The 23,102-nt window shown below is 71.7% G+C and carries 25 protein-coding genes; 9 read left to right on the plus strand and 16 right to left on the minus strand.

Features of this window, described 5'->3' with window-relative positions:
• Window positions 1–465: 465 nt before the first annotated feature.
• Complete coding sequence (locus ABZ562_RS28805; RefSeq protein WP_361485073.1) at window positions 466–1,263, plus strand: C40 family peptidase; 798 nt, start codon at window positions 466–468, stop codon at window positions 1,261–1,263.
• A 93-nt stretch (window positions 1,264–1,356) separates the two neighbouring features.
• Here ABZ562_RS28805 and ABZ562_RS28810 read toward each other — a convergent pair whose 3' ends face one another.
• Window positions 1,357–1,776, minus strand: coding sequence for a CBS domain-containing protein (locus tag ABZ562_RS28810; RefSeq protein ID WP_361485075.1), 420 nt, complete (start codon window positions 1,774–1,776; stop codon window positions 1,357–1,359).
• Between the two features lie 204 nt (window positions 1,777–1,980).
• On the opposite strand from ABZ562_RS28810, the gene ABZ562_RS28815 reads away from it, so the two are divergent.
• Window positions 1,981–2,766: a VOC family protein gene (locus ABZ562_RS28815; protein ID WP_361485077.1), complete on the plus strand. Its 786-nt coding sequence runs from the start codon at window positions 1,981–1,983 to the stop codon at window positions 2,764–2,766.
• A gap of 13 nt (window positions 2,767–2,779) precedes the next feature.
• On the opposite strand, the gene ABZ562_RS28820 is transcribed toward ABZ562_RS28815, so the two are convergent.
• From ABZ562_RS28820 to ABZ562_RS28845, 6 genes are all read right to left on the minus strand, one after another.
• On the minus strand, window positions 2,780–4,051 hold the full coding sequence (locus tag ABZ562_RS28820; RefSeq protein WP_361485178.1) for a geranylgeranyl reductase family protein: 1,272 nt from the start codon (window positions 4,049–4,051) through the stop codon (window positions 2,780–2,782).
• Window positions 4,052–4,259: 208 nt separating this feature from the next.
• Window positions 4,260–4,952, minus strand: a complete 693-nt coding sequence (locus ABZ562_RS28825) for a demethylmenaquinone methyltransferase (protein ID WP_361485079.1) — start codon at window positions 4,950–4,952, stop codon at window positions 4,260–4,262.
• Window positions 4,953–5,156: 204 nt separating this feature from the next.
• Window positions 5,157–5,612, minus strand: coding sequence for a hypothetical protein (locus tag ABZ562_RS28830; protein WP_361485081.1), 456 nt, complete (start codon window positions 5,610–5,612; stop codon window positions 5,157–5,159).
• The gene (gene mqnC, locus ABZ562_RS28835; protein WP_361485083.1) at window positions 5,612–6,811 is read right to left on the minus strand and encodes a cyclic dehypoxanthinyl futalosine synthase; all 1,200 of its coding nucleotides are present in this window, start codon (window positions 6,809–6,811) and stop codon (window positions 5,612–5,614) included. The genes ABZ562_RS28830 and mqnC overlap by 1 nt, the downstream gene beginning before the upstream one ends.
• A gap of 57 nt (window positions 6,812–6,868) precedes the next feature.
• The gene (locus tag ABZ562_RS28840; RefSeq protein WP_361485085.1) at window positions 6,869–8,581 is read right to left on the minus strand and encodes a protein kinase; all 1,713 of its coding nucleotides are present in this window, start codon (window positions 8,579–8,581) and stop codon (window positions 6,869–6,871) included.
• A gap of 233 nt (window positions 8,582–8,814) precedes the next feature.
• On the minus strand, window positions 8,815–9,675 hold the full coding sequence (locus ABZ562_RS28845; RefSeq protein WP_361485180.1) for a menaquinone biosynthesis protein: 861 nt from the start codon (window positions 9,673–9,675) through the stop codon (window positions 8,815–8,817).
• 373 nt (window positions 9,676–10,048) lie between these two features.
• On the opposite strand from ABZ562_RS28845, the gene ABZ562_RS28850 reads away from it, so the two are divergent.
• From ABZ562_RS28850 to ABZ562_RS28870, 5 genes are all read left to right on the plus strand, one after another.
• Window positions 10,049–10,252 carry a cold-shock protein gene (locus tag ABZ562_RS28850; protein ID WP_009715975.1) on the plus strand — a complete coding sequence of 68 codons (204 nt, stop codon included), beginning with the start codon at window positions 10,049–10,051 and terminating at the stop codon, window positions 10,250–10,252.
• A 186-nt stretch (window positions 10,253–10,438) separates the two neighbouring features.
• Window positions 10,439–11,527 (plus strand): AraC family transcriptional regulator, encoded by a 1,089-nt coding sequence (locus tag ABZ562_RS28855; RefSeq protein WP_361485088.1) that lies wholly within the window; start codon window positions 10,439–10,441, stop codon window positions 11,525–11,527.
• A gap of 102 nt (window positions 11,528–11,629) precedes the next feature.
• On the plus strand, window positions 11,630–12,808 hold the full coding sequence (locus ABZ562_RS28860; RefSeq protein WP_361485090.1) for a lipase family protein: 1,179 nt from the start codon (window positions 11,630–11,632) through the stop codon (window positions 12,806–12,808).
• A 168-nt stretch (window positions 12,809–12,976) separates the two neighbouring features.
• Window positions 12,977–13,477, plus strand: coding sequence for a hypothetical protein (locus ABZ562_RS28865; protein WP_361485092.1), 501 nt, complete (start codon window positions 12,977–12,979; stop codon window positions 13,475–13,477).
• A complete protein-coding gene (locus ABZ562_RS28870) occupies window positions 13,474–14,073 on the plus strand; it encodes a hypothetical protein (protein WP_361485094.1) in 600 nt (199 codons plus the stop codon). The genes ABZ562_RS28865 and ABZ562_RS28870 overlap by 4 nt, the downstream gene beginning before the upstream one ends.
• 15 nt (window positions 14,074–14,088) lie before the next feature.
• Here the strand turns inward: ABZ562_RS28870 and ABZ562_RS28875 are convergent, their stop codons facing one another.
• Window positions 14,089–14,694, minus strand: a complete 606-nt coding sequence (locus ABZ562_RS28875; RefSeq protein ID WP_361485182.1) for a TetR/AcrR family transcriptional regulator — start codon at window positions 14,692–14,694, stop codon at window positions 14,089–14,091.
• Window positions 14,695–14,938: 244 nt separating this feature from the next.
• On the opposite strand from ABZ562_RS28875, the gene ABZ562_RS28880 reads away from it, so the two are divergent.
• Window positions 14,939–15,934, plus strand: coding sequence for an alpha/beta hydrolase family protein (locus ABZ562_RS28880; protein ID WP_361485096.1), 996 nt, complete (start codon window positions 14,939–14,941; stop codon window positions 15,932–15,934).
• Here the strand turns inward: ABZ562_RS28880 and ABZ562_RS28885 are convergent.
• The 4 genes from ABZ562_RS28885 to ABZ562_RS28900 are packed head-to-tail and all read right to left on the minus strand — an operon-like array spanning window position 15,899 to window position 18,441.
• On the minus strand, window positions 15,899–16,918 hold the full coding sequence (locus tag ABZ562_RS28885; protein ID WP_361485098.1) for an ATP-binding protein: 1,020 nt from the start codon (window positions 16,916–16,918) through the stop codon (window positions 15,899–15,901). The genes ABZ562_RS28880 and ABZ562_RS28885 overlap by 36 nt on opposite strands.
• A gap of 25 nt (window positions 16,919–16,943) precedes the next feature.
• Window positions 16,944–17,384 (minus strand): hypothetical protein, encoded by a 441-nt coding sequence (locus ABZ562_RS28890; RefSeq protein WP_361485100.1) that lies wholly within the window; start codon window positions 17,382–17,384, stop codon window positions 16,944–16,946.
• A 23-nt stretch (window positions 17,385–17,407) separates the two neighbouring features.
• On the minus strand, window positions 17,408–17,833 hold the full coding sequence (locus ABZ562_RS28895) for a hypothetical protein (protein ID WP_361485102.1): 426 nt from the start codon (window positions 17,831–17,833) through the stop codon (window positions 17,408–17,410).
• Between the two features lie 26 nt (window positions 17,834–17,859).
• Complete coding sequence (locus ABZ562_RS28900) at window positions 17,860–18,441, minus strand: hypothetical protein (RefSeq protein ID WP_361485104.1); 582 nt, start codon at window positions 18,439–18,441, stop codon at window positions 17,860–17,862.
• Between the two features lie 226 nt (window positions 18,442–18,667).
• Between ABZ562_RS28900 and ABZ562_RS28905 the strand changes: the two genes are divergently transcribed.
• Window positions 18,668–19,306 carry a hypothetical protein gene (locus tag ABZ562_RS28905; RefSeq protein WP_361485106.1) on the plus strand — a complete coding sequence of 213 codons (639 nt, stop codon included), beginning with the start codon at window positions 18,668–18,670 and terminating at the stop codon, window positions 19,304–19,306.
• 454 nt (window positions 19,307–19,760) lie between these two features.
• Here the strand turns inward: ABZ562_RS28905 and ABZ562_RS28910 are convergent, their stop codons facing one another.
• The 4 genes from ABZ562_RS28910 to ABZ562_RS28925 form a co-directional block, all read right to left on the minus strand.
• Entirely contained in the window at window positions 19,761–21,104 is a 1,344-nt protein-coding gene (locus ABZ562_RS28910) for a dicarboxylate/amino acid:cation symporter (protein WP_361485107.1), read from the minus strand.
• A 352-nt stretch (window positions 21,105–21,456) separates the two neighbouring features.
• Entirely contained in the window at window positions 21,457–21,741 is a 285-nt protein-coding gene (locus ABZ562_RS28915; RefSeq protein ID WP_055556158.1) for a DUF4229 domain-containing protein, read from the minus strand.
• Between the two features lie 130 nt (window positions 21,742–21,871).
• A complete protein-coding gene (locus ABZ562_RS28920) occupies window positions 21,872–22,396 on the minus strand; it encodes a GNAT family N-acetyltransferase (protein ID WP_361485109.1) in 525 nt (174 codons plus the stop codon).
• A gap of 34 nt (window positions 22,397–22,430) precedes the next feature.
• Window positions 22,431–23,081: a UdgX family uracil-DNA binding protein gene (locus ABZ562_RS28925; protein WP_361485111.1), complete on the minus strand. Its 651-nt coding sequence runs from the start codon at window positions 23,079–23,081 to the stop codon at window positions 22,431–22,433.
• Between the last annotated feature and the right edge of the window lie 21 nt (window positions 23,082–23,102).

A 23,102-nucleotide genomic window follows, 5' to 3' on the forward strand; every position in this document is an offset into this window, starting at 1 on the left:
AGGTGAGCGCGTTGCGCCCCTACCAAGATATGGTACATACATGCAAATTTGAGTGGGGCAGCGTCAGCTGGTATGGGGTCGCCATCCGCGCGAGTGACCCTCCCCCTCGGCTCCCCTCGATCCGTCACCCGAGCCCGATCCGAGCACCCTTCGACCACCGCTTCGCGCCTCCGTTCACGAGCGTCACAAAATGGACACGAGTGAGTGAGGTATCCCACCTCGCGAAGAGTTGTGGATCTCGATTTGACGGGAACCATTGGTATGCGGGCCGCATCAGTGATAGGCCGCCCGCCGTTACCGCGTGACGCCAAATGCCATGCGTACACACATGATCGAGGAAGTCGGACATGGCCCCGGCGCCCGCGATGAAGATCATTTGGTCCGGATTTTGGGCATGAACACGCCCAATGTGGCGCAGCCCACTTTTGTTGATCCGGGCCTTTGGGCCCTGGTACCCAGTGACCTATGTCCCCGATCGCACACATACCCAGCCACCGGAAGCCCCGCCGCGCCGCCGCTTCCACGCGTGCACTCCGCGCCGGGATGACCGGTGGCTTCCTCACCCTCGCGGTGGCCGGCGCCGCGGTGCCCGCCTCCGCCGCCGAGCCCGCCCACGAGGCGACGGTCGAAATGCCGACCGTCAGCGACACGCTGGCGAACACGGCCGCCCAGACGGCCGCCGCCACCCAGCAGGCGGCCTCCGGCTACGAGCTCCAGGCCCAGCAGGACCAGGCGGCCTCCCAGGCGAAGACCGCCGCCAAGAAGGCCAAGGCGGAGGCCGACAAGAAGGAGCGCGAGGCCGAGGCGCGCCGCGCCGCCGCCAAGAAGGCCGCCGAGGCCCGGGCCGAGAAGGCGTCGCGCTCCGCCGAGCGCGCCACCCTCTCCACCACCTCCGTCTCGAACGCCACCGGCAACGCCGCCGCGGTGATCAGCTTCCTCAAGGCGCAGCTGGGCAAGGCGTATGTGCTCGGTTCCAGCGGTCCGTCCTCCTACGACTGCTCCAGCCTGACCCAGGCCGCGTTCAAGCAGGTCGGCATCGACCTGCCGCGGGTCTCCCAGGACCAGTCGGCCACCGGTACCCAGGTGTCGCTGGACAACCTCCAGCCGGGCGACCTGCTCTACTGGGGCGGCTCGGGCAGCGCGTACCACGTCGGCGTCTACATCGGCGGCGGCAAGTTCATCGGCGCCCAGAACCCCAGCACGGGCATCGTCGAGCGTCCGCTGGACTACGACCAGCCGACCGGGGCCGTCCGCGTCCTCTGAGCCGCCTCGGGCAGCTGGGTCGTAGCAGGCTGTTTTCGGCCATGGGGCCGCCGTTCCTCGCCGCTCATAGGGGAACGGCGGCCTCACGCCTGTCTACGCGGCGTACACCTTCTCCACGAACTCGCCGATCTGGTCGTCGGAGAGGTGATGGGCGAGGTCCGCTTCGCTGATCATCCCGACCAGCCGCTTGTTCTTGTCGATCACCGGCAGCCTGCGGATCCGGTGGTCCTCCATCTCCCGCAGCACCTCGGAGACGTCGGCGTCCGCGCTGATCCAGCGCGGCGTGCCCTTGGCGAGGTCCCCCGCCGTCATCCGGGACGGATCGCGGCCCTGGGACACACAGCCGACGACGACGTCCCGGTCGGTGAGAATGCCGCACAGCCGCTCCTGGCTGTCGCTGATGGGCAGGGCGCCCACGTCCAGATCGCGCATCAACTGCGCGGCGCGCTCCAGGTTCTCCGTCGCCGGGATCCACTGGGCCCCCGGGTGCATGATGTCTGCGGCCTTCGTCATGGCGTACCTCCTGAAAGGCCCACCGGCGGAAGAACCGGCCCGCGGGCCCGATCGATCCGGCGTCGCCGCCGCGGACGCGCACGGCGCCCCCTCACTTCATTGTCACCACCGTCGGCGGGCCCGCGCGACCGCCCGGTGCCAGACTGAGAACTGTCGTCAGAGCACCACATGAGCCCCTTGCGCACGATCGTTGAAGGAGCAGCCATGCTCACCACCGATTTCGTCCCCGGCGCGCCCAACTGGCTGGATCTCGGCGCCCCCGACACCGAGGCGGCCCGGGCCTTCTACGGCGGACTGCTGGGCTGGGCCTTCGAGTCGGCCGGTCCCGAAGCGGGCGGATACGGCTTCTTCACCCACGGCCGCAAGACCGTCGCCGCCCTCGGCCCGCTCACCGACGCCGGGGCCCGGTCCGCCTGGACCCCGTACTTCCAGACCGTGGACGCCGACGCCACCGCGCGCTCCGTCGAGCAGGCGGGCGGCCATGTGCGCACCGCGCCGTTCGACGTCTTCGACGAGGGGCGGATGGGGCAGTTCACCGACCCCGGCGGGGCCCGGTTCGCGGTCTGGCAGCCCGGCAAGACCCCCGGCCTCGAGGTGGTCACCGAGCCCGGTTCGCTGTGCTGGACCGAGCTGCACTCCCCCGACCCGGCCGCGGCCCGCGCCTTCTACCGCACCGTCTTCGGCTGGGACTTCGAGGAGATGTCCTTCCCCGGCGGGTCCTACACCGTCCTGTCGACGGGCGGCGGCGGTAAGGACGGCACCTTCGGCGGCGTCGCGCAGCTCCAGGAGGGGCATTCGACGCCGCCGCAGTGGCTGCCGTACTTCGAAGTGGCGGACTGTGACCGAGTGGTCGCGAAGGGTCAGGAGCTGGGCGGGTCCGTGCTGATGCCCGCCATGACGTCGGAGGGCATCGGGCGGATGGCGTGGCTGACGGACGTGGCGGGCGCCCCGTTCGGCGTCATCACCAGCGCGAGCCCCGACGCCGCCTGAGGACGGCGGGCCGTCAGGCGCGCGGTGCCACCTTCGTCAGGGCGTTGATGATGCGGTCCATGGCGTCGCCGCCCGTCGGATCCGTCAGGTTGGCCAGCAGCTTCAGCGTGAAGCGCATCAGCATCGGATGCGTGAGCCCGCGCTCCGTCGCCAGCTTCATCACCTTCGGGTTGCCGATCAGCTTCACGAACGCGCGGCCCAGCGTGTAGTAGCCGCCGTACACGTCCTTGAGGACCTGCGGATAGCGCCGCAGGGCCATTTCCCGCTGGGCGGGCGTGGCGCGGGACTGGGCCTGGACGATCACGTCCGCCGCGATCTGACCGGATTCCATCGCATAGGCGATGCCCTCGCCGTTGAACGGGTTGACCATGCCGCCCGCGTCACCGACCAGCAGCAGCCCGCGGGTGTAGTGCGGCTGCCGGTTGAAGGCCATGGGGAGGGCCGCGCCGCGGATCGGGCCGGTCATGTTGTCCGGGGTGTAGCCCCACTCCTCCGGCATGGACGCGCACCACGCCTTGAGGATCTCGCGCCAGTCCAGCTCCTTGAAGGAGGACGAGGTGTTGAGCACGCCGAGGCCGACGTTGCTCGTGCCGTCGCCCATGCCGAAGATCCAGCCGTAGCCGGGCAGCAGCCGGTCCTCCGCGCCGCGCCGGTCCCACAACTCCAGCCAGGATTCGAGGTAGTCGTCCTCGTGCCGGGGCGAGGTGAAGTACGTGCGCACCGCCACGCCCATCGGGCGGTCCTCACGCCGGTGCAGGCCCATGGCGAGGGAGAGCCGGGTGGAGTTGCCGTCGGCGGCGACGACCAGCGGCGCGTGGAAGGTGACGGGCGTCTTCTCCTCGCCCAGCTTCGCCTCGACGCCGGTGATGCGGCCGGTGCGGTCGTCGACGATCGGGGCGCCCACGTTGCAGCGCTCGTACAGCCGCGCCCCGGCCTTCTGGGCCTGCCGCGCCAGCTGGTCGTCGAAGTCGTCGCGCTTACGCACCAGGCCGTAGTCGGGGTACGCGGCCAGGTCCGGCCAGTCCAGCTCCAGCCGCAGGCCGCCGGCCATGATCCGCAGGCCCCGGTTGCGCAGCCAGCCCGCCTCCTCGGAGATGTCGATGCCCATCGCGACGAGCTGCTTGGTCGCGCGCGGGGTCAGCCCGTCGCCGCACACCTTCTCGCGCGGGAACGCCGTCTTCTCCAGCAGCAGGACGTCGAGTCCCGACTTGGCCAGGTGGTACGCCGTAGTGGAACCGGCCGGTCCGGCGCCGACGACGATCACATCGGCGCTGCGCTCCGAGATCCCGGAGGATGCGCTCTCGGTGGCGCTCGCGGTGGGTGCGGTCTCGCTCACGCAGGGTCTCCCGTGGCCTGGGTAACAGCGTGCCGGTCGCGCCGGGCACTGGACGTGTGCAGTCTATGGGGGCGTGCCCGGGCGCCCGCGAAGGGCAGCCCCCCTGACCGTGACTCAGCCTGTGATACGGCCGCCTGCGGCCGCGCGGCCGCAGGCGTCAGGGGCGGGTGGCGCGGTGCAGGGCCACGATGCCGCCGGTGAGGTTGCGCCAGGCCGGGCGGGCCCAGCCGGCCTCGCGGAGACGGGCGGCCAGGGCGGGCTGGTCGGGCCAGGCGCGGATGGACTCGGCCAGGTACACGTACGCGTCCGGGCTGCTGCTGACCGCCGTCGCGATCGGCGGCAGCGCGCGCATCAGGTACTCGGTGTAGACCGTGCGGAACGGGGCCCAGGTGGGGTGGCTGAACTCGCAGACCACCAGCCGCCCGCCCGGCCGGGTCACCCGCAGCATCTCGCGCAGCGCGCCGTCGGTGTCCCGCACGTTGCGCAGCCCGAAGGAGATCGTGACGGCGTCGAAGACCCCGTCGGCGAAGGGCAGCCGGGTCGCGTCGCCCGCGGTCAGCGGCAGCCGCGGGTGGCGGCGCTTGCCCTCGCGGAGCATGCCGAGCGAGAAGTCGCACGGCACCACGTACGCACCGGCCGCCGCGTACGGCAGCGAGGAGGTGCCCGTACCGGCGGCGAGGTCGAGCACCCGGTCCCCGGGGCGGGCGCCTGTGGCGCGGGCGACCGCCTTGCGCCACAGCCGGGCCTGGCCGAGCGACAGCACGTCGTTGGTCAGGTCGTAGTTGGCCGCCACGTCGTCGAACATGGCGGCGACTTCATGCGGCTGCTTGTCCAGGGATGCTCGGGTCACCCGCCCATTGTTCACCTCATCCCGCGCCGCACCGTGCCAGGGGGTGTCTTGTCGATCAGGCCGGATCAGCGAGCGGCGTCTGGTGCGGTAGCTCGCAACCCGCGTGAGGAGAGCGCAGCGGCGCTGCGTGCGACGAGCGCGGGGCCGCGAGGTGCAGTGCCGGGCGCCGGGAGCCCGGCATGATCGGCAAGATACCCCCTAGGGTCAGCGGCGGCGGTGCACCAGGCGCCCGGCGAGCACGGTGACCAGGCAGGCCCCGTCCGCGCCGAAGACCGCCAGATCGGCGCGTCCGGACTCGGTCAGCGCTGCCGGGCGCGGCCGGGCCTCGTCCAGGACGATGACCTCGTTGCGCTCGGCGGCGGCGCGCAGCCCGGGGTCGGCGACGTGCTCCGCCAGGACCGCCGTCGCGCCCAGCCGCAGCAGGGCGTGGATCCGCTCCCGGGGCGTCGGCGCGTCCGGCACCGGCCCGTCGTGGACGAGGGCCGGGCCGAGGGTGCCGGGCCACTCCCGTACCCGGGCCCGCGGATGCGCGGCCCGCAGCTCCTCCAGCGGGCCGATGGCGGCGACGCGGCCGCCGTCGACCAGGACCGCGCCGTCGTGCAGGACCGGACCCTCGCCGAGGGCGCACCGGACCACCGGCGCGGCGTGGAGCGTGCGCATCAGGAGGCGTCGATCAGCTTCAGCTCGGGGTGGGCCGTGCCGGATTCGATCGCCGTCGAGGACAGGTGCGACACGACGTGATCGTCGACCGGGTCGTTCGCCGGGTCGTCGTGCACCACCAGGTGCTCGTACGTGGTCGCGCGCTGCGCGGGCACCCGCCCGGCCGTGCGGATGAGGTGGAGCAGCTCCATCCGGTTGGACCGGTGGCGGGCGCCGGCCGAGGAGACCACGTTCTCCTCCAGCATCACCGAGCCGAGGTCGTCCGCCCCGTAGTGCAGCGAGAGCTGTCCGGCCTCCTTGCCGACGGTCAGCCAGGAGCCCTGGATGTGGGCCACGTTGTCGAGGAAGAGCCGGGCGATCGCGATCATCCGCAGGTACTCGAAGACGGTGGCCTGCGTCTGACCCTTCAGGTGATTGTTCTCGGGCTGGTAGGTGTACGGGATGAAGGCGCGGAAGCCGCCCGTCCGGTCCTGTACGTCGCGGATCATGCGGAGGTGCTCGATCCGCTCCGCGTTGGTCTCACCGGTGCCCATGAGCATCGTGGAGGTGGACTCGACCCCGAGGTTGTGGGCGATCTCCATGATCTCCAGCCACCGCTCGCCGGACTCCTTCAGCGGGGCGATGGCCTTGCGCGGCCGCTCGGGCAGCAGCTCGGCGCCCGCGCCCGCGAACGAGTCCAGACCCGCGGCGTGGATCCGGCGGATCGCCTCCTCCACCGATACGCCCGAGATGCGCGCCATGTGCTCGACCTCGGAGGCGCCCAGCGAGTGGATCACCAGCTGGGGGAACGCCTCCTTGATGGCCGCGAAGTGCTTCTCGTAGTACTCGACGCCGTAGTCCGGGTGGTGGCCGCCCTGGAACATGATCTGGGTGCCGCCCAGTTCGACGGTCTCGGCGCAGCGCCGCAGGATGTCGTCGAGGTCGCGGGTCCAGCCCTTGGCGGTGTCCTTGGGCGCGGCGTAGAAGGCGCAGAACCGGCAGGCCGTCACGCACACGTTGGTGTAGTTGATGTTCCGCTCGATGATGTACGTCGCGATGTGCTCGGTGCCCGCGTAGCGACGGCGGCGTACGGCGTCGGCGGCGGCCCCCAGGGCGTGCAGCGGCGCGGACCGGTAGAGGTCCAGCGCCTCCTCCGGGGTGATGCGCCCCCCGGCGGCGGCGCGGTCGAGGACTGCCTGCAGCGTGGCGTGTGCGGTCACCGGGGCGTCCCTTTCGGAGTTCTACGGACGGACCGACCCAGCGTACGCCCCCGCCCGTCAGCGCAAGCGGCGCAGGGTACCGGTCGGATCGCCCGCCTGCCGGTCCTTCGCCCGGTACTTCAGCGTGCCGTCGGAGGCGAGGGTGTACTGCTCGTCCGTCGAGCTGTCGCTGCACCCCGCCTGGGGCCCGTCCCCCCGGAAGCGGGCGTCGAGGTGCAGCTCCTTGGCCGTGGCGGAGACCAGCTTCCAGGTGAAGTCGCAGCGCACCACCGACAGTTTCACCCGGCCGCTCGCGACCTGCTCACCGGTGGAGCCGCGCTGGAAGGTGATGGTCATGGTGCCGACGGGGATGCCGTTCCGGGAGGTCAGATCGCCCTGCCAGGTGCCGAGGAACGCCTTGGGCACGTCCGATCCGCCGGTCGGGGCCGACGCCCCCGGGGCGGCCGGACCGGTCTGGGCGCCGCCGTCGGCCGCCGGGTCACCGCCCGAGCCCCCGGACATGTTCTGGACGAGGACCACGGCGGTCGTGGCGACCGCGAGCGCGCCCGCGACGGACAGCACCAGGGAGCAGCTCAGGCCCTTGGGGCGCTTCTTGCCGCCGAGAGCGGCGGAGAGCGCGAAGCTGCGGCCGCCCTCGGGCGGCCGGCCGGGGGGCGGGGTCGCGGGGTCGCCGGTCCGGTGGCCCGGCCGGCTCGCGTACGACGGGTCCGGCGGGCCGAACGCGCCCAGCACGGGTGCGGCCGGAGCGGGGGTGCCGGGTACGGGCGTGCCGGACGCGGGGGTGCCGGGCACCGGCGTGCCGGACGCGGGGGTCGCGGGCGTGGCGGCCACGGCGTGCGGGCTCGCGGACGGCGGCGGAGCGACCGTGTCCGCCTCCAGGTCGAGCAGTTCGACCGCCTGGCGGCTCACCCGCTCGATCAGCGCCGCCGGCAGCCAGCCGGACCGTACGAGCCCCGAGGCGCCGTCCGCCGGGGCCAGGCGGCGCGTGATCTGCTCGGGGGTGGGGCGGTCGGCCGGGTCCTTGGCCAGGCACGCGGCGACCAGGTCGCGCAGCTCCTCGGACAGCTCCGGGCCGAGCTGCGGCTCCTCGTGGACCACCTTGTAGAGCAGCGAGGCCGAGCTGTCGCCCGGGAAGGGCTGCTCGCCGGTGGCCGCGTACGTCAGCACGGCGCCCAGCGAGAAGATGTCGGCCGGACCGCTCACGGGCAGGCCGAGGATCTGCTCGGGCGACATGTAGCCGGGCGAGCCGATGGAGGCGCCGGTGGAGGTCAGGGAGACGGTGCCCTCGGTGGCCCGGGCGATACCGAAGTCGATCAGCCGTGGGCCGTCGAGGGCGAGCAGCACATTGGACGGCTTGACGTCGCGGTGGACCAGGCCCAGCCCGTGCACGGCGCCCAGCGCCTCCGCCAGCCCCGCGCCCAGGGCCCGTACCGAGGACTCGGGCAGCGGGCCCTCGTCGTTGACAGCCTGGCTGAGCGAAGGGCCCGCCACATACCCGGTGGCCACCCACGGAACACGCGCCTCCGGGTCGGCGTCGAGGACCGGGGCGGTCCAGGAGCCGCCGACCCGGCGCGCGGCGTCGACCTCGCGCCGGAAGCGCGCGCGGAACTCCTCGTCGAGCGCGAAGTGCGCGTGCACCACCTTCACCGCGACCGTGCGCCCGCCCGCGCTGCGGCCCAGGTACACCACGCCCATGCCGCCGGAGCCGAGCCGTCCGAGCAGCCGGTACGCCCCGATGACCTGCGGGTCCTCCGCTCCCAGCGGCTGCATGTGCCTCCCCCATCGCCTGCGCCGGACCAGCTTAGGCCCTGCCCAGCGGATCTTCGCGGGGCCGCGACGCCCGGCACCGCACCTCGCTGCGTTGTCGGAGTCGTCCGAGTACGCCCAGTACGAGGACGATCCTCCGCCTTGCGATGCACGGCACCAGACGCCGCGGCCTGATCCACGAAGATCCGCCGGGCAGGACCTAGTCGGGCATGACAGCGGCGGCCCAGCCCGGTCGGCTAACCGTTCGCGGCGGGGGTGTCCAGCAGATCGACCCGGACGTCCGCCGGGAAGCCGGTCGTCGGGCCGGTCAGGCGGGCGAACTCGGCGATGCCCGCCAGCTGCTTCGCGCCCAGGGAGAAGTCGAGGGTGGTGAAGTAGCGCTCCAGCACCGCGCCGTCCAGGTCCTCCCAGCGCGCGGCGTGCTCGGCGACCTTGCCCGCCTCCTCCAGGGACAGGTTCCGGGACTCCAGGAACGCCCGGTGCACCTCGCGCACGATCTCCGGTTCGCGCTCCAGGTAATCGCGGCGGGCGGCCCAGACCGCGAAGACGAAGGGCAGCCCGGTCCACTCCTTCCACATCTGCCCCAGGTCATGGACCTGGAGGCCCAGCTTCGGGGCGTGGTGGAGGTTGGCCCGCAGCGCGGCGTCGCCGATCAGCACCCCCGCGTCGGCCTCCTGCATCATCAGGCTGAGGTCGGGCGGGCAGGTGTAGTAGTCGGGCTCGATCCCGTACCGCTCGGTGAGCAGCAGCTGGGCCAGGCGTACGGAGGTGCGCGAGGCCGAGCCGAGCGCGACGCGCGCCCCGTCCAGTTGCTCCAGCGGCACCTTGGAGACGATCACGCACGACATGACGGGCCCGTCACAGCCCACCGCGATGTCGGGCAGCGCCACCAGGTCGTCGGCGTTGCGCAGGTACTCGACGAGGCTGATCGGGCCGATGTCGAGGCCGCCCTCGACCAGCAGGTCGTTGAGCGTGTCGGGGGAGGCCTTGGTCAGCTCGAAGTCGAGCAGCGAGCCGGTCCTGGCGAGACCCCAATACAGCGGTACGCAATTGAGGTACTGGATGTGGCCGACCCTCGGTCTGTCGCGGCGGCCCAGGGACCTGGGGATGACGCTTTCGGCGGCGTCCGGTGTACTCCGCGAGGGGGAACTCGGTGAATTGTCCACAACCGGAGGCTAGCGCCGCTCTTCGGGGAGAACGGAGGCGGGGTGGCGCCGTTTGGCCCGCCATTACCGGCCGACGCGGGCTCGACCTGCGGTCCTATCCATCTCGCGCGCCCCGGAAACCCCTCGTTTCCGTGATCTTCGGCTCTTTCCTCGTGCACACGGAGCGTGCTAAGCTCACCGCAAGTTGCAGTTTGGTTTCCCTTGCAGTACAGAGCCTGCGGAGCATGTGACCGCGGGCTTTTGTAGTTTTCAGACTTCTTGCAGGTTCTGGAGCAGGGCAACCCTTTGGCCCAAGGAGGGCTTTATGGCTACCGGAACCGTCAAGTGGTTCAACGCCGAGAAGGGCTTCGGCTTCATCGCCCAGGACGGCGGCGGTCCCGATGTCTTCGTTCACTACTCCGCGATCAACGCGTCTGGCTTCCGCTCCCTGGAGGAGAACCAGGCCGTGACCTTCGACGTCACGCAGGGCCCGAAGGGCCCGCAGGCCGAGAACGTCAGCGCGGTCTGATCTAGCAGTACCCAAGGAGCCCTGCTCCCCCGCACCGGCGGGGGAGCAGGGCTCCTGCCTTTCCGGAATTTTCTATTCACGGGCCGTTCATTTTCTTTCGAAAGCGAAACCCCAAGCCTCACGCTGCGTAAGGATGCAGCGACGCACCGTCGACATCGCACACCTGGTCGGGCTACCGTTTCGACCATGGGGAGGACCAAGGGCCGGGGCCGGCGAACGGTCACGGTGCACCACGTACGAGCCGCGGTGCACGGCGCGCAGCGGCTCGGCGTCGACACCGCACCGCTGCTCCAGCGGGCCCGGATACCGCCGCTGCTGCTCGGCGACGACCGCGCGCGCTTCTCCCCCGAGCAGTTCGCCCGGCTGGTGCGCGCCCTGCACCGGGCCACCGGGGACGAGTTCCTGGGGCTCGGATCCGCGCGCAGCAGACCGGGCACGTTCGCCATGATGTGCTACGCCTCACTCGGCTGCCCCGACCTCGGCACCGCCCTGGAGCGCGGCGCGCGCTTCTACCGGCTCTTCCCCGGCGGGCCGCGCCTGGCCCTGGAGCGCGGCGGGGAAGAGGAGGCGGTGTTCGGCATCCACGGGCGGTTACGCACCCGCCAGGAGAGCCAGATCGCCGCCGAGTGGCTGATGCTCATCTGGCACCGGTTCGCGGGCTGGCTGATCGGACGCCGCATCCCGCTGCTGTGGACCCAGTTCGCCCACCCGGCGCCCCCGCACGCGGACGAGTACGAGCAACTGTTCGACTGCACGCCGTACTTCGGCGGGGACCGCACGGCGGCCGGATTCGAACCCCGCTGGCTGTCCGCGCCCGTGATCCAGGACGAGGCGTCCCTCCAGGCGCTGCTGCGCCGCGCGCCCGACGGGCTTCTCGGCCGCTCCGAGTACGGCACGACCGTCGCCCAGCAGGTGCGCCACGCGCTCGCCGGGGGCCTGCGGACCGGCGGCGGGCCGGGCGGGCACCGCCCCGGGCGGCTGCCGGACCTGCGGGAGGTCGCGGCCCGGCTCGCGGTCAGCCCCGCGACGCTGCGCCGGCGGCTGGACGAGGAGGGCACCTCCTTCCAGCGGCTCAAGGACCAGGTGCGGCGGGACGCGGCGCTCGGCAGCCTGCGCGCCACCGGTGAGCCGATCGAGGAGCTGGCGGTGCGGCTGGGCTTCTCCGAAGGCGCCGCGTTCCACCGGGCGTTCCGGCGCTGGACGGGGATGACACCGGGCGCCTACCGGCTGGCGTACGGCCGCACCGGCGAAGGAGAGAGGCCGGGTGAGAGATAAGGCCAGCGAATCTGAGCGCTCCGGTCAGCAACAGACAAACCACACGTCTCTACGGTCCCCCACACAGCACCGCAGCACCATCCGCACCGTTGGGAGAGCCGTATGCGCACCCGCACCACCGTGCTCGCCACCCTCGCCGCCCTGACCCTGGCGGCCGCGCTGCCCACCGCACCACCGGCCATGGCCACGACCGACACCAACCGGACCGCCGCCACCCAGGGCAGGCCCGGCGACCTCGTCACCACGTCCCCCACCTCGTTCCGCGCCGTGCCCGGCGCACCGGTCACCACCCGCTCCTGGCACATCACCTACCGCTCGACCACCGCCCGGGGCGAGGGCAACGTCGTCTCCGGCACCGTCATCGTCCCCGACGACGGCAAGACCGGCCCCCGTCCGCTCGTCACCTGGGGCATGGGCGCCGTCGGCCTCGCCGACGACTGCGCCGCCTCCGGCCGCTTCCCGCAGGGCACCAGCTCCGAGGGCCAGCTGATCGACCTGGCCCTGCGCCGCGGCTGGGCCGTCGCCGTCTCCGACTACGAGGGCCTGGGCACCCCGGAGGACCACACCTACACCGTCGGCCGGTCCGAGGGGCACGCCCTGCTGGACGCGGCGCGCGCCGCGCAGCGGCTCCCCGAGGCGGGCCTCTCACCGGACGGCCCGGTCGGGATCATGGGGTACTCGCAGGGCGGCCAGGCGGCCGGCTGGGCCGCCCAGCTGCGCTCCTCGTACGCGCCCGAGCTGCGCGTGAAGGGCACGGTCGCCGGGGGCGTGCCCGCCGATCTGCCCGCCACCTTGGAGTACAACGACGGCGGCGTGGGCGCCGGGCTGGCCCTGATGGCGCTCGCCGGGCAGGACGCCGCCTTCCCCGAACTGGCGCTCGACTCCTACCTCAACCAGAAGGGCAAGGACGATGTCGCCTTCATGCGGAACAACTGCGTCTCGATCAGCACCATCGCCGGGCTCTTCCAGAACCTGTCGGACGTGACCGTCCGCGATCCGCTGGCCTCGCCGCTCTGGCAGCTCGCGCTGCGCACCTCCAAGCTGGGCGACGACGCCCCCGACCATCCGGTCTACCTCTACCACGGCCTCACGGACGAGCTGATCCCGCACCAGGTCGGTGCGGACCTGCGCACCCGGTGGTGCGAGCGGGGCACGCCGGTGGAGTGGAAGAGCTATCCGACCGACCACGTGACGACCGCGATCAGCGGGATCCCCCCGGCCCTGGCCTGGCTCGGCGCGCGGCTCGCCGACGAGCCGGCCGGCGGCAACTGCGGCACCTGAGCCACCGGCGCCCCGGGGCCTCCGCATCCCCCGGGAGGCCCCCGTGCGCATGCGGCGCCCCGCGGCCCCTCGTACGTTGAAGCTCTCGGGCCTCACACGAACGAGGGGTTTGCGGACGTGGGTCGATGTCATGGCGCCCGTTTCGCCCGGCGGTGTATACGCGTCGCGGTGAGCGCGTCCCTGACCGCCGGGCTGTTCGCGGGGCTGCCCGCGCCACCGGCGCTCGCCGCCGCCTGCCCCGACGACCCGAACACGATCGGATCGGTGGACGGTTCGGAGCTGACGTACAGCCTGCACACCAAGTACACCGCGGAGTGGGCGCGGGCCCGGGAGAGCTGGAACGCCCTGGGCAAGGTCGACATCAAGCCGCACACCGGAGCGGCCTACGCGGACGTCGACGCGACCGACGTCGACCGCGCCGACATCGGCTGGTCGGGGCTGTGGGAATCCCATGAGCTGGGCTCCGACGACATCGTCCTCAACGACCACTTCCTCGGCTCGTACCCGGCCGACGTCAAGCGCGGCATCGTCACCCATGAGCTGGGCCACGCCCTCCGGCTGGGCCACCGCTCGGCCCGCGGCGCGGTCATGTACTGCAGCGACACCCGCACCGCCTTCGCCCCCGCCGCCGCCGACATCGCCGCGTACCGGGCCGTGTGGGGCTCATGAGCCGCCGAACCGGGACGATCGCGCTGACCACGGCCCTGGCGGCGGTGGGCGGCGCCGCACTGGCCTGGTTCGAGATCCCCTACGGCAGTACGCACTACCACCCCACCTACGCCGTCCGGCTGGACACGCCGGGGCTGGCCGCGGGCTGGGCGGACGACGTCTTCGTCGGCAAGGTCACCGCCCGCGAGGGGGTGCGGCACACCGACGGCGACCGGCTGCTGTGGACCACGTACCGGGTCGAGGTCCAGTCCACCCTCAAGGGGAAGGTGTCCGGAAACGTACGGGTCGCCCAGGAGGGCGGCGACGACCCGCTGCGGCGGCAACGGGTCGTCGTGGGCGACGCCCCGGCGCTGCTGCCCGGGCGGACGTACCTGCTGGCCACCCGGGTGGCGCCGGACGGCTGGCACACCGCCCCGTCCAACTTCCTGCCGCTGGACCTGGCGCCGGACAAGGCGGGCTCGGACAGCGGAACCGACCCGTCCGCGGCCTGGCGTGAGGGCGTCCGGCATCCATCGTCCCAGCGGGATCTGCACCCCTCGGCGGTGTCCCGCGCGGCGGACCCGGCGGCGCTGTACGAGCGGGCGCGGATCGGCTGATCCGCGCCGGGGCCGTCAGAGCCGCTGGGCGGGCGACCAGCCCTGACCGCGCAGCAGGTTCCCGAGCCCGGCCCAGGCGAAGTTCATGAGGGTGGCCGCCGCCTCCTGGGCCGAGGGGCCGTCCCGGTCCGCCGCCTCGCCCGCCCAGTCCGCCAGCGACTCGGCCGCCCCGACCAGCGCGTGCGCGAGCCCGGACACCTCGGCGGCCGCCAGCCGCCGCTCCCGGGCGCCCTTCCGCGCCGCCGCCGCGATCAGCTGGGTCACGAACGTCACGATCTCCGCCCGCATCGCCGACACTTCGTGCGCGTAAGGGTGCCCGTGCGTCCGCGCCTGGACGTGCAGCAGCGCCCATCCGTCGGGGTGGCGGGCGGTGTGCGCGAAGAAGCCGCTCAGCCCGCTCCACAGCTGACGGTCCGCCGGGGCACCCCGCTCGACCGCGCCCCGCACCGCGGCCACCAGCGCCGCCGCCTCGCGCCGTACACACGCGGCGAACAGCTCTTCCTTGGAGTTGAGGTACAGATAGACCAGCGGCTTCGACACCCCGGCCAGCTCGGCGATGTCGTCCATCGAGGCGTGGCTGTAACCGCGCCGCGCGAAGGCCCGCACCGCCGCGTCCAGCATCTGCTGCTCCCGCACCACCCGCGGTACGCGCTTGCTCCTCGTCGCCCCGCCCACGCGGACCGCCCCCCTTACGACAGTGCCCCCGCACACTCTTACGACCATCAGCCTACGGCGGACCGGGACGAAGATCACGTGGTCGGCGCCCCACTCTTGTCACGGCACGCCGGTCCCTTCACAGTGTCAACAACACCTGCGCAACGCCCCGTTCAGCTCCGCACGCACCGAAGCGAAGGAGATACGGACGATGCCCTCCCGCCGCCGCGCCGCCGCCGCTCTCGCCGCACTGGCCGCCGCGCCCCTGCTCCCCACCCCCGCCGAGGCCCGCTCCCGGCCCGGCGACCGCGCCCGTGGCGCCGCCGCCGACCGCGCGCGCATCACCGCCGCCGAGCGCGTCAGCGAGCGCGTCCTCGACCTGACGATCGACTCCCCCGCCCTCGCCCGCGACGGCCACGCCCGCGTCCTGCTGCCCCGCGACTACGACCGCAGGCCGCACCACCGCTGGCCGGTCCTGTACCTCCTGCACGGCTGCTGCGACCCCGGCCCGGGCTGGCAGGCCTGGACCCTCAACACCGACGTCGAGGGTCTGACCGCGTCCCTCCCCGCCCTGGTGGTGTCCCCGGAGGGCGGCCCCGCCGGGTTCTACTCGAACTGGTGGAACGACGGTGCCTACGGCCCGCCCGCCTGGGAGACCTTCCACCTCGCCGAGCTGCGCCCACTGCTGGAGCGCGCGCTGCGCGGCAACGGCCGCCGGGCGATCGCGGGCCTGTCCATGGGCGGCTTCGGTGCCCTGTCCTACGCGGCCCGCCACCCCCGCCTCTTCCGCGCCGCCGCGTCGTTCAGCGGCGTCGTCCACCCGCTGCGGGACCCGGCCGGCGTCCAGGGCATCGTCCAGCGGTACGGGGCCGACCCCACCGACCTGTGGGGCGACCCCACGGCCCAGTCCGCCCTGTGGGCGGCCCACGACCCGTACACCCAGCTCACCCGGCTCCCGCGCGGCTACCCGGTGTACGTCTCCTGCGGCGACGGCAACCCCGGGCCGCTGGACCCCGCCGACCGTCCCGTCGACACCCTCGAGCAGGGCCTCGGGCTGATGGCCCAGGACTACGTACGCCGCGCCCGGGCCCACGGCCTGGCCCTCACCGCCCGCCTCTACGGCCCCGGCACCCACACCTGGCCGTACTGGGAGCGCGAACTGGGCCGTGCGCTACCCCTGCTGGCCACCGCCCTCGCCCGCCCCTGAGCCGGATGGGGGCACGTCCTCCCAGGCCACCAGGCGCGGCGACGCGGGCGGGTTCCCGACCTCGCGCCGCGCCCGGGCCGTGGCGGCCAGTTCGCCGCGCAGATCGGCGAGTTCGACCACGCGCCGCTCGCCGCGCCGGGCGACGGCCGCCGCGGCGGCGGCCATGACGACGTTGACGATGTCGCCGCCGGCCATGCCCTCGGATTCCGCCGCCAGGATGTCGGCGGTGACCTCGGGGTGCAGCGGGAGTTCCTTCGGGAGGAGTTTGGTCCACAGATCGCGCCGTGCGGCGAGGTCGGGGAGTTCCAGCCGGATGTGCGCCAGGATCCGCCGGACGAACGCCACATCGTAGTTTTCGGGGAAGTTCGTCGTGAAGACCACGACACCGTCGAAATGGTCCAGTTCGGTGAGCATCACCGAGCGGGACACATTGACGCTGTGGTCGGCGCTCTGGGTGACCCGGCTCAGCCGCCGCCCGAGAATGGAGTCCGCCTCGTCGAAGATGAGCACGGCATCGCTCCGGCGGGCCTCGGCGAAACAGCGCACGATGTTCTTCGGCGTCTCCCCGACGTACCGGGATTCGATCTGGGCGTAGCCGACCCTGAGATACGGACGGCCGAGCCGGTGCGCGATGGCCTCCGCGCACGCGGACTTCCCCGTACCGGGCGGGCCGTACAGGCTCACCACCGCGCCGCCCCGGTGCGGGGAGATCGCGGCCAGATTCCATTCCCTGAACAGCACGTCCCGGTGCGCGACCAGGTTCAGCGCGGTGTCGACGCGCCGGCGCACCACCTCGGCGAGAACGAGATCGCCGAAGGTCCGCACGGGCTGTTCCACCCGGAATTCGACGGCCTCCGGCGATTCCCCGCCGCGTTCGGCGGGTCCGGCTTTCGCGGTCACCGTCGCAGCCGTCGTCGTGGCCGCGCCGCCACGCACATCGGTGAACGTCCAGCGCGGCGGCACCGAGTTGCGTCCCTCGTCCATTCACTGCCCCCCGTATCAGTGGATGTCAGCCCGCCACGGTCCAGCGGCGGCTGACCTCGTCGACTTCCTGGCGGATGAACTCCGCGCGGACACCGTCGGGAATGTCGTCCCAATCGGTGACGGTCTCGGTCACCAGGGCGCTTTGGGGATTGCCGAAGGCGCAGCGGACGATGGTGTGCGCGACCGACCGCCCGGTCGCGGGCCTGATGAACACGACCTCCACCCCGCGCACTTCCGATACGAGCCGGGCGTACAGCCCGGCGGATCCGGCGCCGAGAACGGCGGCCCGGATGTCATCCGGGCGCGCGTCCATGCGCGCCGCCCACTCCTCGGCCAGGGCGTCCAGCACGACGGCGGTGAGCCGGCCGCCCCGCGCCCGCCCGGCGGGCCGCGGCCACCGCCGCGACACGACCAGGGCCGCACCCACCACCACGACGCCGACGCCCGTCCACCACCACAGCGACATCTGCCTGTTTCTTCCTGTGCGGATCATTCTTCGAGTTCCTGGTCGCGCATCCTGGTCACGTCCATGCGATAACCGCGCCCGTCGCCCGCCAGCAGCGACTGACGGTATTTCTCGGGAAGGTCGTCCCAGGCGACGTCCTCCTCGACCACGATTCGCTTGACCGGCGCGTCACCGCGCAGCTGGTTCTTCATCAGCGCGGTCATGCGCCGGACATAGGTGTTCGGGGCCATCCCCTTCTCGAACTCGATGACCTGTTCGAGCAGATAGGACCGCAGCTGTTTCCAGGCCGCCTTCACATTTCCGCGCATCGCGGTGGCGTACTTGTCCAGCGCGGTGAACGCGAGCTTCACCGTGTCGGACATCCAGGGAATGTGCTCGGCCACCCAGGGAAAAAGCTGATCCCGGGCCCAGACCATGATCCGGTTCCACATGGCCAGCCCGATGGCCATGATGATCAGCGGAATGAAGAAGGCCATCAGGCCCTCCCCAGCGGAAGGCTCAGGGTGACGCCCTCATCGCCGTCACGAATGATCCGCGCGCGCACTTCCTCGGGAATGTCGCCCCAGTCGATCTCCTGCTTGATGCGCTTGCGCCGCACCTTCCGCCGGTCGGCGCCGTACAGCATCTCGATGATCCGCACCCCCGTGTCCCCGGGCCGGGCCCGGTATTCGACGGTCACCGCGACGATCTCCCGGCGGATCGTCTCGATCACCGACCGCTTCGCCCGGGGCAGTTCCGGCCGGACGGCCGCCCCGTGCGGCTCGCCGCACAGCTCCACCAGCGCGCTGAAGACATCACTCGACGGCAGCCCCAGAACGGGCTCGCACTCCTCGGCGAGGATCCCGTACACGACGATCGAGTCGGATTCCGGCGGGGCCTCCAGGGCCGCGATCACGACATCGATCATCTTCAGGATGTGGCGGAGCGCGATTTTGCCGACCACGCCCCGATCGGCACCCGGTTTCGGCAGGACGGCCTTGTCCGCCATCTCCCTGAGCGCTTTTTCGATCAAGTCGCGTGCGGAGCGCAGGGATTTCCCCGCCGTGGTGTCAGGCATGCGTGTTCCCCCCGTTACGACCGCATGTACACGAAGCACATATTAGCGCCGTAACACCGGATAACACATACCGTGAAAGGAACTGACAGAAATACAGCACCCTTTGATCGAAGGGGGACCCTCTCCTATCACTGAGGCACCCGGACGTCACCTGAGCCTCCCTACTCAGGCGCCCTCCGTCTCCGCACGGATGTGGCGGCCCGGTCCGGCGCCATAGCTTCCGGTCATGCCCACATCCCGCCAGCACGCCCCCCGGCCCGGCCCATCGCAGCCGGAGCTGGGCCCGACGCCCGAATCCGAGGTCGCCAGCGCTCGCGGCGCGGTCACATCGGTCCTGGTCGTGCTGCTCGTCCTGGTCCTGTGCGGCGTGTGCGCGGTCCTCTACCTGAGCTGGTCGGTGGAGCGTGACATCGAGGCCCACGACGGCAGCATCGATGTCACCGGCGAAAACCCGGAGCGTGACGGGATTCTGCAGCCGTACGAGAACGGGGTGGACGTGACCTTCGGCACGCCTCGGCGAGTCCGCCCGGTCCCGGGTGACGACACCCACCAGCCCGGTGACCTCACGTACACATACACCCTCTTGATCGTCAACGGCAGCGGCAAGGTCCTCGACCTCGTCGGCAGCGACCTCCACGAAAGCCTCTACGAAGGCCAGTCCCTGCCCGATGGCTCCATCGTGTACGGCACCTGGAAGGTCGACGACATGAAGCCCGGAGCCCTGCCCGACCGCCTCGCCGACGACGAGCGCATGGAGGCCACGGTGCGCGTCAACGTCCCGCCCCGCACCGCGTTCCTCAACTCCGAGCTGAGCTTCGCCGACGGCTACGAAACGATCTACATGAAGCTCGGCCTCGACTCCTGAACGGCCGGCCGCACAGCGCAGTGGCCCGGGAGGCTCGGGCGAGTGCCGTGAGCTGGAGCAGCGGAGGTTCACGCCCAAAGGCGCGCCTTGCGACGCGCCGGGCTGTCGGGCCGCCGACCGCCGTACGGGCTATCGCCCGCCCGGGTATAACGGACCAGCTGTCGACCCTCCGGCGCCTTTGCCGGTGCAGGCTCGTCGCCGAGCGCGTAGCACAGGGCTGCGTGCAGCCGCAGTGCACGTCCGTGGCCTCACCCACCCGACCCGCGTAAACCTTGGCCTCTGCGAGGTGGGTCTTCACCGCGTCTTCGTTCTCGGCGCGGGCAGCGATGATGCTTGCCCCGAGGTGAGGCTGGCCGGCACCGAGGCTCACCACGGACGATCAGCCCACCCGCGGCACATCGCCCCCGCTCTCTGCCGAGAGCGGGGGCGATGTCGAGGCAGTACGGGGCGATCGCTACGCGGTGGCCAGCTGGCGCTCCGGCTCGGCGGCCGCCTCGTCGCGGTTGTCCAGGGGCGAGGAGGTGGCGTGGGTGTAGGCGTCGTGGTCGAGGATCTTCTCGCGGGCCGAGACCACGACCGGCACCAGGGCCTGTCCGGCGACGTTGGTGGCCGTCCGCATCATGTCCAGGACCGGGTCGATCGCCATCAGCAGGCCGACGCCCTCCAGCGGGAGGCCGAGGGTGGAGAGGGTCAGGGTGAGCATGACCGTCGCGCCCGTGAGACCGGCCGTGGCGGCGGAGCCGATGACCGAGACGAAGGCGATCAGCAGGTAGTCACCGACCCCGAGGTGCACACCGAAGATCTCGGCGATGAAGATCGCCGCGAGGGCCGGGTAGATGGAGGCGCAGCCGTCCATCTTGGTGGTCGAGCCGAAGGGCACCGCGAAGGACGCGTACTCCTTGGGCACGCCCAGGCGTTCGGTGACCTTCTGGGTGAGCGGCATGGTGCCGACCGAGGAGCGGGAGACGAAGGCCAGCTGGATCGCGGGCCAGGCGCCCTTGAAGAAGCTCAGCGGGTTGACCTTCGCGACGGTCGCCAGCAGCAGCGGGTAGACGCCGAACATCACCAGTGCGCAGCCGATGTAGACGTCGGCGGTGAAGGTCGCGTACTTGCTGATGAGGTTCCAGCCGTACTCGGCGATGGCGGAGCCGATGAGCCCCAGGCTGCCCAGCGGGGCGAGGCGGATGACCCACCACAGGGCCTTCTGCAGCAGCTCCAGCACCGACTGGCTCAGGGTGAGGATCGGCTGCGCCTTCTCGCCGAGCTGCAGGGCGGCGACGCCCGCGACGGCGGCCATGAAGACGATCTGCAACACCTGCAGATCGGTGAACGGCGTGATGACGTCCGTCGGCACGATGCCCGTGAGGAAGTCCAGCCAGGACCCGGCGTGGTCCGGCTTGGCGCCGTCCTTCGCGGTCAGGCCGGTGCCCGCGCCCGGGTTGGTGAGCAGGCCGATGGCCAGGCCGATGGCGACCGCGATGAGCGAGGTGGCCATGAACCACAGCAGCGTGCGGGTGGCCAGCCGGGCGGCGTTGCTGACGTTCCGCAGGTTCGTGATCGATATCAGGATCGCGAAGAAGACCAGCGGGGCGACGGCGAGCTTCAGCAGCTGGACGAAGATCGAGCCGATCTTGTCGAGCGTGGTGACCAGCCAGCCGACGTCGCCGCTGCGGGCGACCCAGCCGAGCACCACGCCGAGGACGAGACCCAGCAGGATCTGCGCCCAGAACGGCACCTTGGGCAGGCGGAAGGACGACGTCCGGCCGGACGTCTCGGGGAGGGACGACAACGGACACACTCCGGGGGAGGTAAGAAGGGCGAGAGAAAGCCAGGAGTCCGTACGGGATCTCCGGCCGCTGTACGAGAGGGGTCAGCGGCGTTGACAGGCCGCGGACCGGCAGCGGCAAAGATCGATGTGCAGGCGCGCCACGAGCGGAACGCTCGCTGCGTTACGGGGCGCGGCTGCTGTCTTCATGACAAGTACATTAACACCGCGTCTTTGGGGAACCCAAAGAAAATCTTTGACGTATCGGACGGGCCAGGGGCCCGCCGAGGTGGCCGGAAACAGCTCAACGCCCCCTGAGCCAGCGGCTGCTGGCCCAGGGGGCGCCGGAAACGTGTGCGGGGTGTGAGGAGCCTTACACGCCGTCCTACGCGCTGTTGCGCGCGCCGGCCTGTGCGCCGTCCTGCGCGCCGTCCTCCTGGCTCTGGCTCGCCGCCAGCCGCTCCTTGGCCCGGTCCACGCGCTCGGCGACCTGCACCGCCATGGCCTCGCGCTGCTTGCGCAGCAGGACGAAGCTGAGCGGGGCGGACACGACCAGCGCGAGCAGGACGACCCAGAACAGGTTGGAGGCGCCGAGGCCGGCGGGGACCACGCGGAAGTAGACCAGGCCCCACATGATCAGAAAGCAACCGGCGAAGATCCCCAGGCGCATGCTGGTGTAGCGGAACGTGGCGCTCGGCTTGAGGGACACGGCGGGGTCCTCTTTCTGCTGGAAGTTCCTGCCCTCCCAGTGAATCACGTCCGGTTTCTGATCAATTCAGCGGTAGCCGGTTCGGCGGCGCTCAGGTCAGCGGCAGCCACATGGTGATGTCGTCGCGGAAGTCGTCGTCCGCGACCTTGATCGCCCCCGGCACCCGGCCGACCTCCTTGTAGCCGCACCCGGCGTAGAACCGGTCCACCCCGGTGCCGCCCCGGCAGGTGAGCCGTATCCCCCGGATGCCGTCCATCCCGCGCGCGGCCTCCTCGACGGCGGCCATCAGGTCGCGGCCGTAGCCCTTGCCCTGGTGGGAGGGGTGCACCATCACGCTGTAGAGCCAGCACCAGTGCCGCATCAGCCGGTGGGTGTTGAGGGTGAAGAAGGCGGTCGCGGCCGCCGCGCCGGTCTCGTCCCGGCCGACGAGCAGCCGGGTGCGCCCCTCGGCCATCGCGGTCAGGTGCTTGATCAGCTCGGGCCGTACGTCCTCCGTGGTCACCGGGGGTACGAAGCCGACCGCCCCGCCCGCGTTCGAGACGTCGGCCCAGAGCGTACGGATCGAGTCGAGCAGCTCAGGGGTGGTCTCGGGATCGAGGTCGAACGTCAGCGGCATGCGGACGACGATATCCGAGCAGGTGTCGGAGTCCTCAGCCCAGTGCCTCGGCCACGACCAGCAGGTCCGACACCAGCCCCTGGTAGACCGCCTCGCGGTCGTCGGCCCGCAGCACGGCGGACGGGTGGATCGTGGCGACCATCTCGTGGTCGTCCAGCGCCGGGCACGGCAGCAGCATCCCGCGCTGCTCGGTCACCCGGAACGACGACCCCAGCAGCGCCTTCCCTGCGGTCGCGCCGAGCGCCACGATCATCTCGGGGTCGATCGCCGCCACCTCCGCGACCAGCCAGGGACGGCAGGCGGTCATCTCGCGCAGGCTGGGCGGTTTGTGGATGCGCCGCTTGCCGCGCTCGGGGACGACCGTGAACTTGAAGTGCTTGACGGCGTTCGTGATGTACGTCTCGTCCGGGTCCACCCCGGCCTCGTCCAGCGCCCGGGTCAGCACCCTGCCCGCCGGCCCGACGAACGGCTTGCCCTGCCGGTCCTCCTGGTCGCCGGGCTGCTCGCCGACGAGGAGGACGCGGGCGTCCGGGGCGCCCGCGCCGAACACGGTCTGGGTGGCCTCGCGGTGCAGCGGACAGCCGTGGCATCCGGCGGCCGCCTCCCGGAGCGCGTCCAGACCGGCGCCGCCGGGCACGAAGGGCTCGGCGGTGTACGCGTCCTCCGGGGCGGTACGGGCGCTCATGGCCCCCGGGTACCCGCCGCG

The sequence above is a fragment of the Streptomyces sp. NPDC019937 genome (assembly GCF_040631655.1).
GTDB lineage: Bacteria > Actinomycetota > Actinomycetes > Streptomycetales > Streptomycetaceae > Streptomyces.

What these genes read in the sequence shown, in the direction of transcription:
- ABZ562_RS28805 (WP_361485073.1), top strand. Translation starts at nt 466, where the DNA reads ATGTCCCCGATCGCACACATACCCAGCCACCGGAAGCCCCGCCGCGCC.
- ABZ562_RS28810 (WP_361485075.1), bottom strand. Translation starts at nt 1,776, where the DNA reads ATGACGAAGGCCGCAGACATCATGCACCCGGGGGCCCAGTGGATCCCG.
- ABZ562_RS28815 (WP_361485077.1), top strand. Translation starts at nt 1,981, where the DNA reads ATGCTCACCACCGATTTCGTCCCCGGCGCGCCCAACTGGCTGGATCTC.
- ABZ562_RS28830 (WP_361485081.1), bottom strand. Translation starts at nt 5,612, where the DNA reads ATGCGCACGCTCCACGCCGCGCCGGTGGTCCGGTGCGCCCTCGGCGAG.
- ABZ562_RS28840 (WP_361485085.1), bottom strand. Translation starts at nt 8,581, where the DNA reads ATGCAGCCGCTGGGAGCGGAGGACCCGCAGGTCATCGGGGCGTACCGG.
- ABZ562_RS28850 (WP_009715975.1), top strand. Translation starts at nt 10,049, where the DNA reads ATGGCTACCGGAACCGTCAAGTGGTTCAACGCCGAGAAGGGCTTCGGC.
- ABZ562_RS28855 (WP_361485088.1), top strand. Translation starts at nt 10,439, where the DNA reads ATGGGGAGGACCAAGGGCCGGGGCCGGCGAACGGTCACGGTGCACCAC.
- ABZ562_RS28860 (WP_361485090.1), top strand. Translation starts at nt 11,630, where the DNA reads ATGCGCACCCGCACCACCGTGCTCGCCACCCTCGCCGCCCTGACCCTG.
- ABZ562_RS28870 (WP_361485094.1), top strand. Translation starts at nt 13,474, where the DNA reads ATGAGCCGCCGAACCGGGACGATCGCGCTGACCACGGCCCTGGCGGCG.
- ABZ562_RS28875 (WP_361485182.1), bottom strand. Translation starts at nt 14,694, where the DNA reads ATGCTGGACGCGGCGGTGCGGGCCTTCGCGCGGCGCGGTTACAGCCAC.
- ABZ562_RS28880 (WP_361485096.1), top strand. Translation starts at nt 14,939, where the DNA reads ATGCCCTCCCGCCGCCGCGCCGCCGCCGCTCTCGCCGCACTGGCCGCC.
- ABZ562_RS28885 (WP_361485098.1), bottom strand. Translation starts at nt 16,918, where the DNA reads ATGGACGAGGGACGCAACTCGGTGCCGCCGCGCTGGACGTTCACCGAT.
- ABZ562_RS28890 (WP_361485100.1), bottom strand. Translation starts at nt 17,384, where the DNA reads ATGTCGCTGTGGTGGTGGACGGGCGTCGGCGTCGTGGTGGTGGGTGCG.
- ABZ562_RS28895 (WP_361485102.1), bottom strand. Translation starts at nt 17,833, where the DNA reads ATGGCCATCGGGCTGGCCATGTGGAACCGGATCATGGTCTGGGCCCGG.
- ABZ562_RS28900 (WP_361485104.1), bottom strand. Translation starts at nt 18,441, where the DNA reads ATGCCTGACACCACGGCGGGGAAATCCCTGCGCTCCGCACGCGACTTG.
- ABZ562_RS28905 (WP_361485106.1), top strand. Translation starts at nt 18,668, where the DNA reads ATGCCCACATCCCGCCAGCACGCCCCCCGGCCCGGCCCATCGCAGCCG.
- ABZ562_RS28915 (WP_055556158.1), bottom strand. Translation starts at nt 21,741, where the DNA reads ATGCGCCTGGGGATCTTCGCCGGTTGCTTTCTGATCATGTGGGGCCTG.
- ABZ562_RS28920 (WP_361485109.1), bottom strand. Translation starts at nt 22,396, where the DNA reads ATGCCGCTGACGTTCGACCTCGATCCCGAGACCACCCCTGAGCTGCTC.
- ABZ562_RS28925 (WP_361485111.1), bottom strand. Translation starts at nt 23,081, where the DNA reads ATGAGCGCCCGTACCGCCCCGGAGGACGCGTACACCGCCGAGCCCTTC.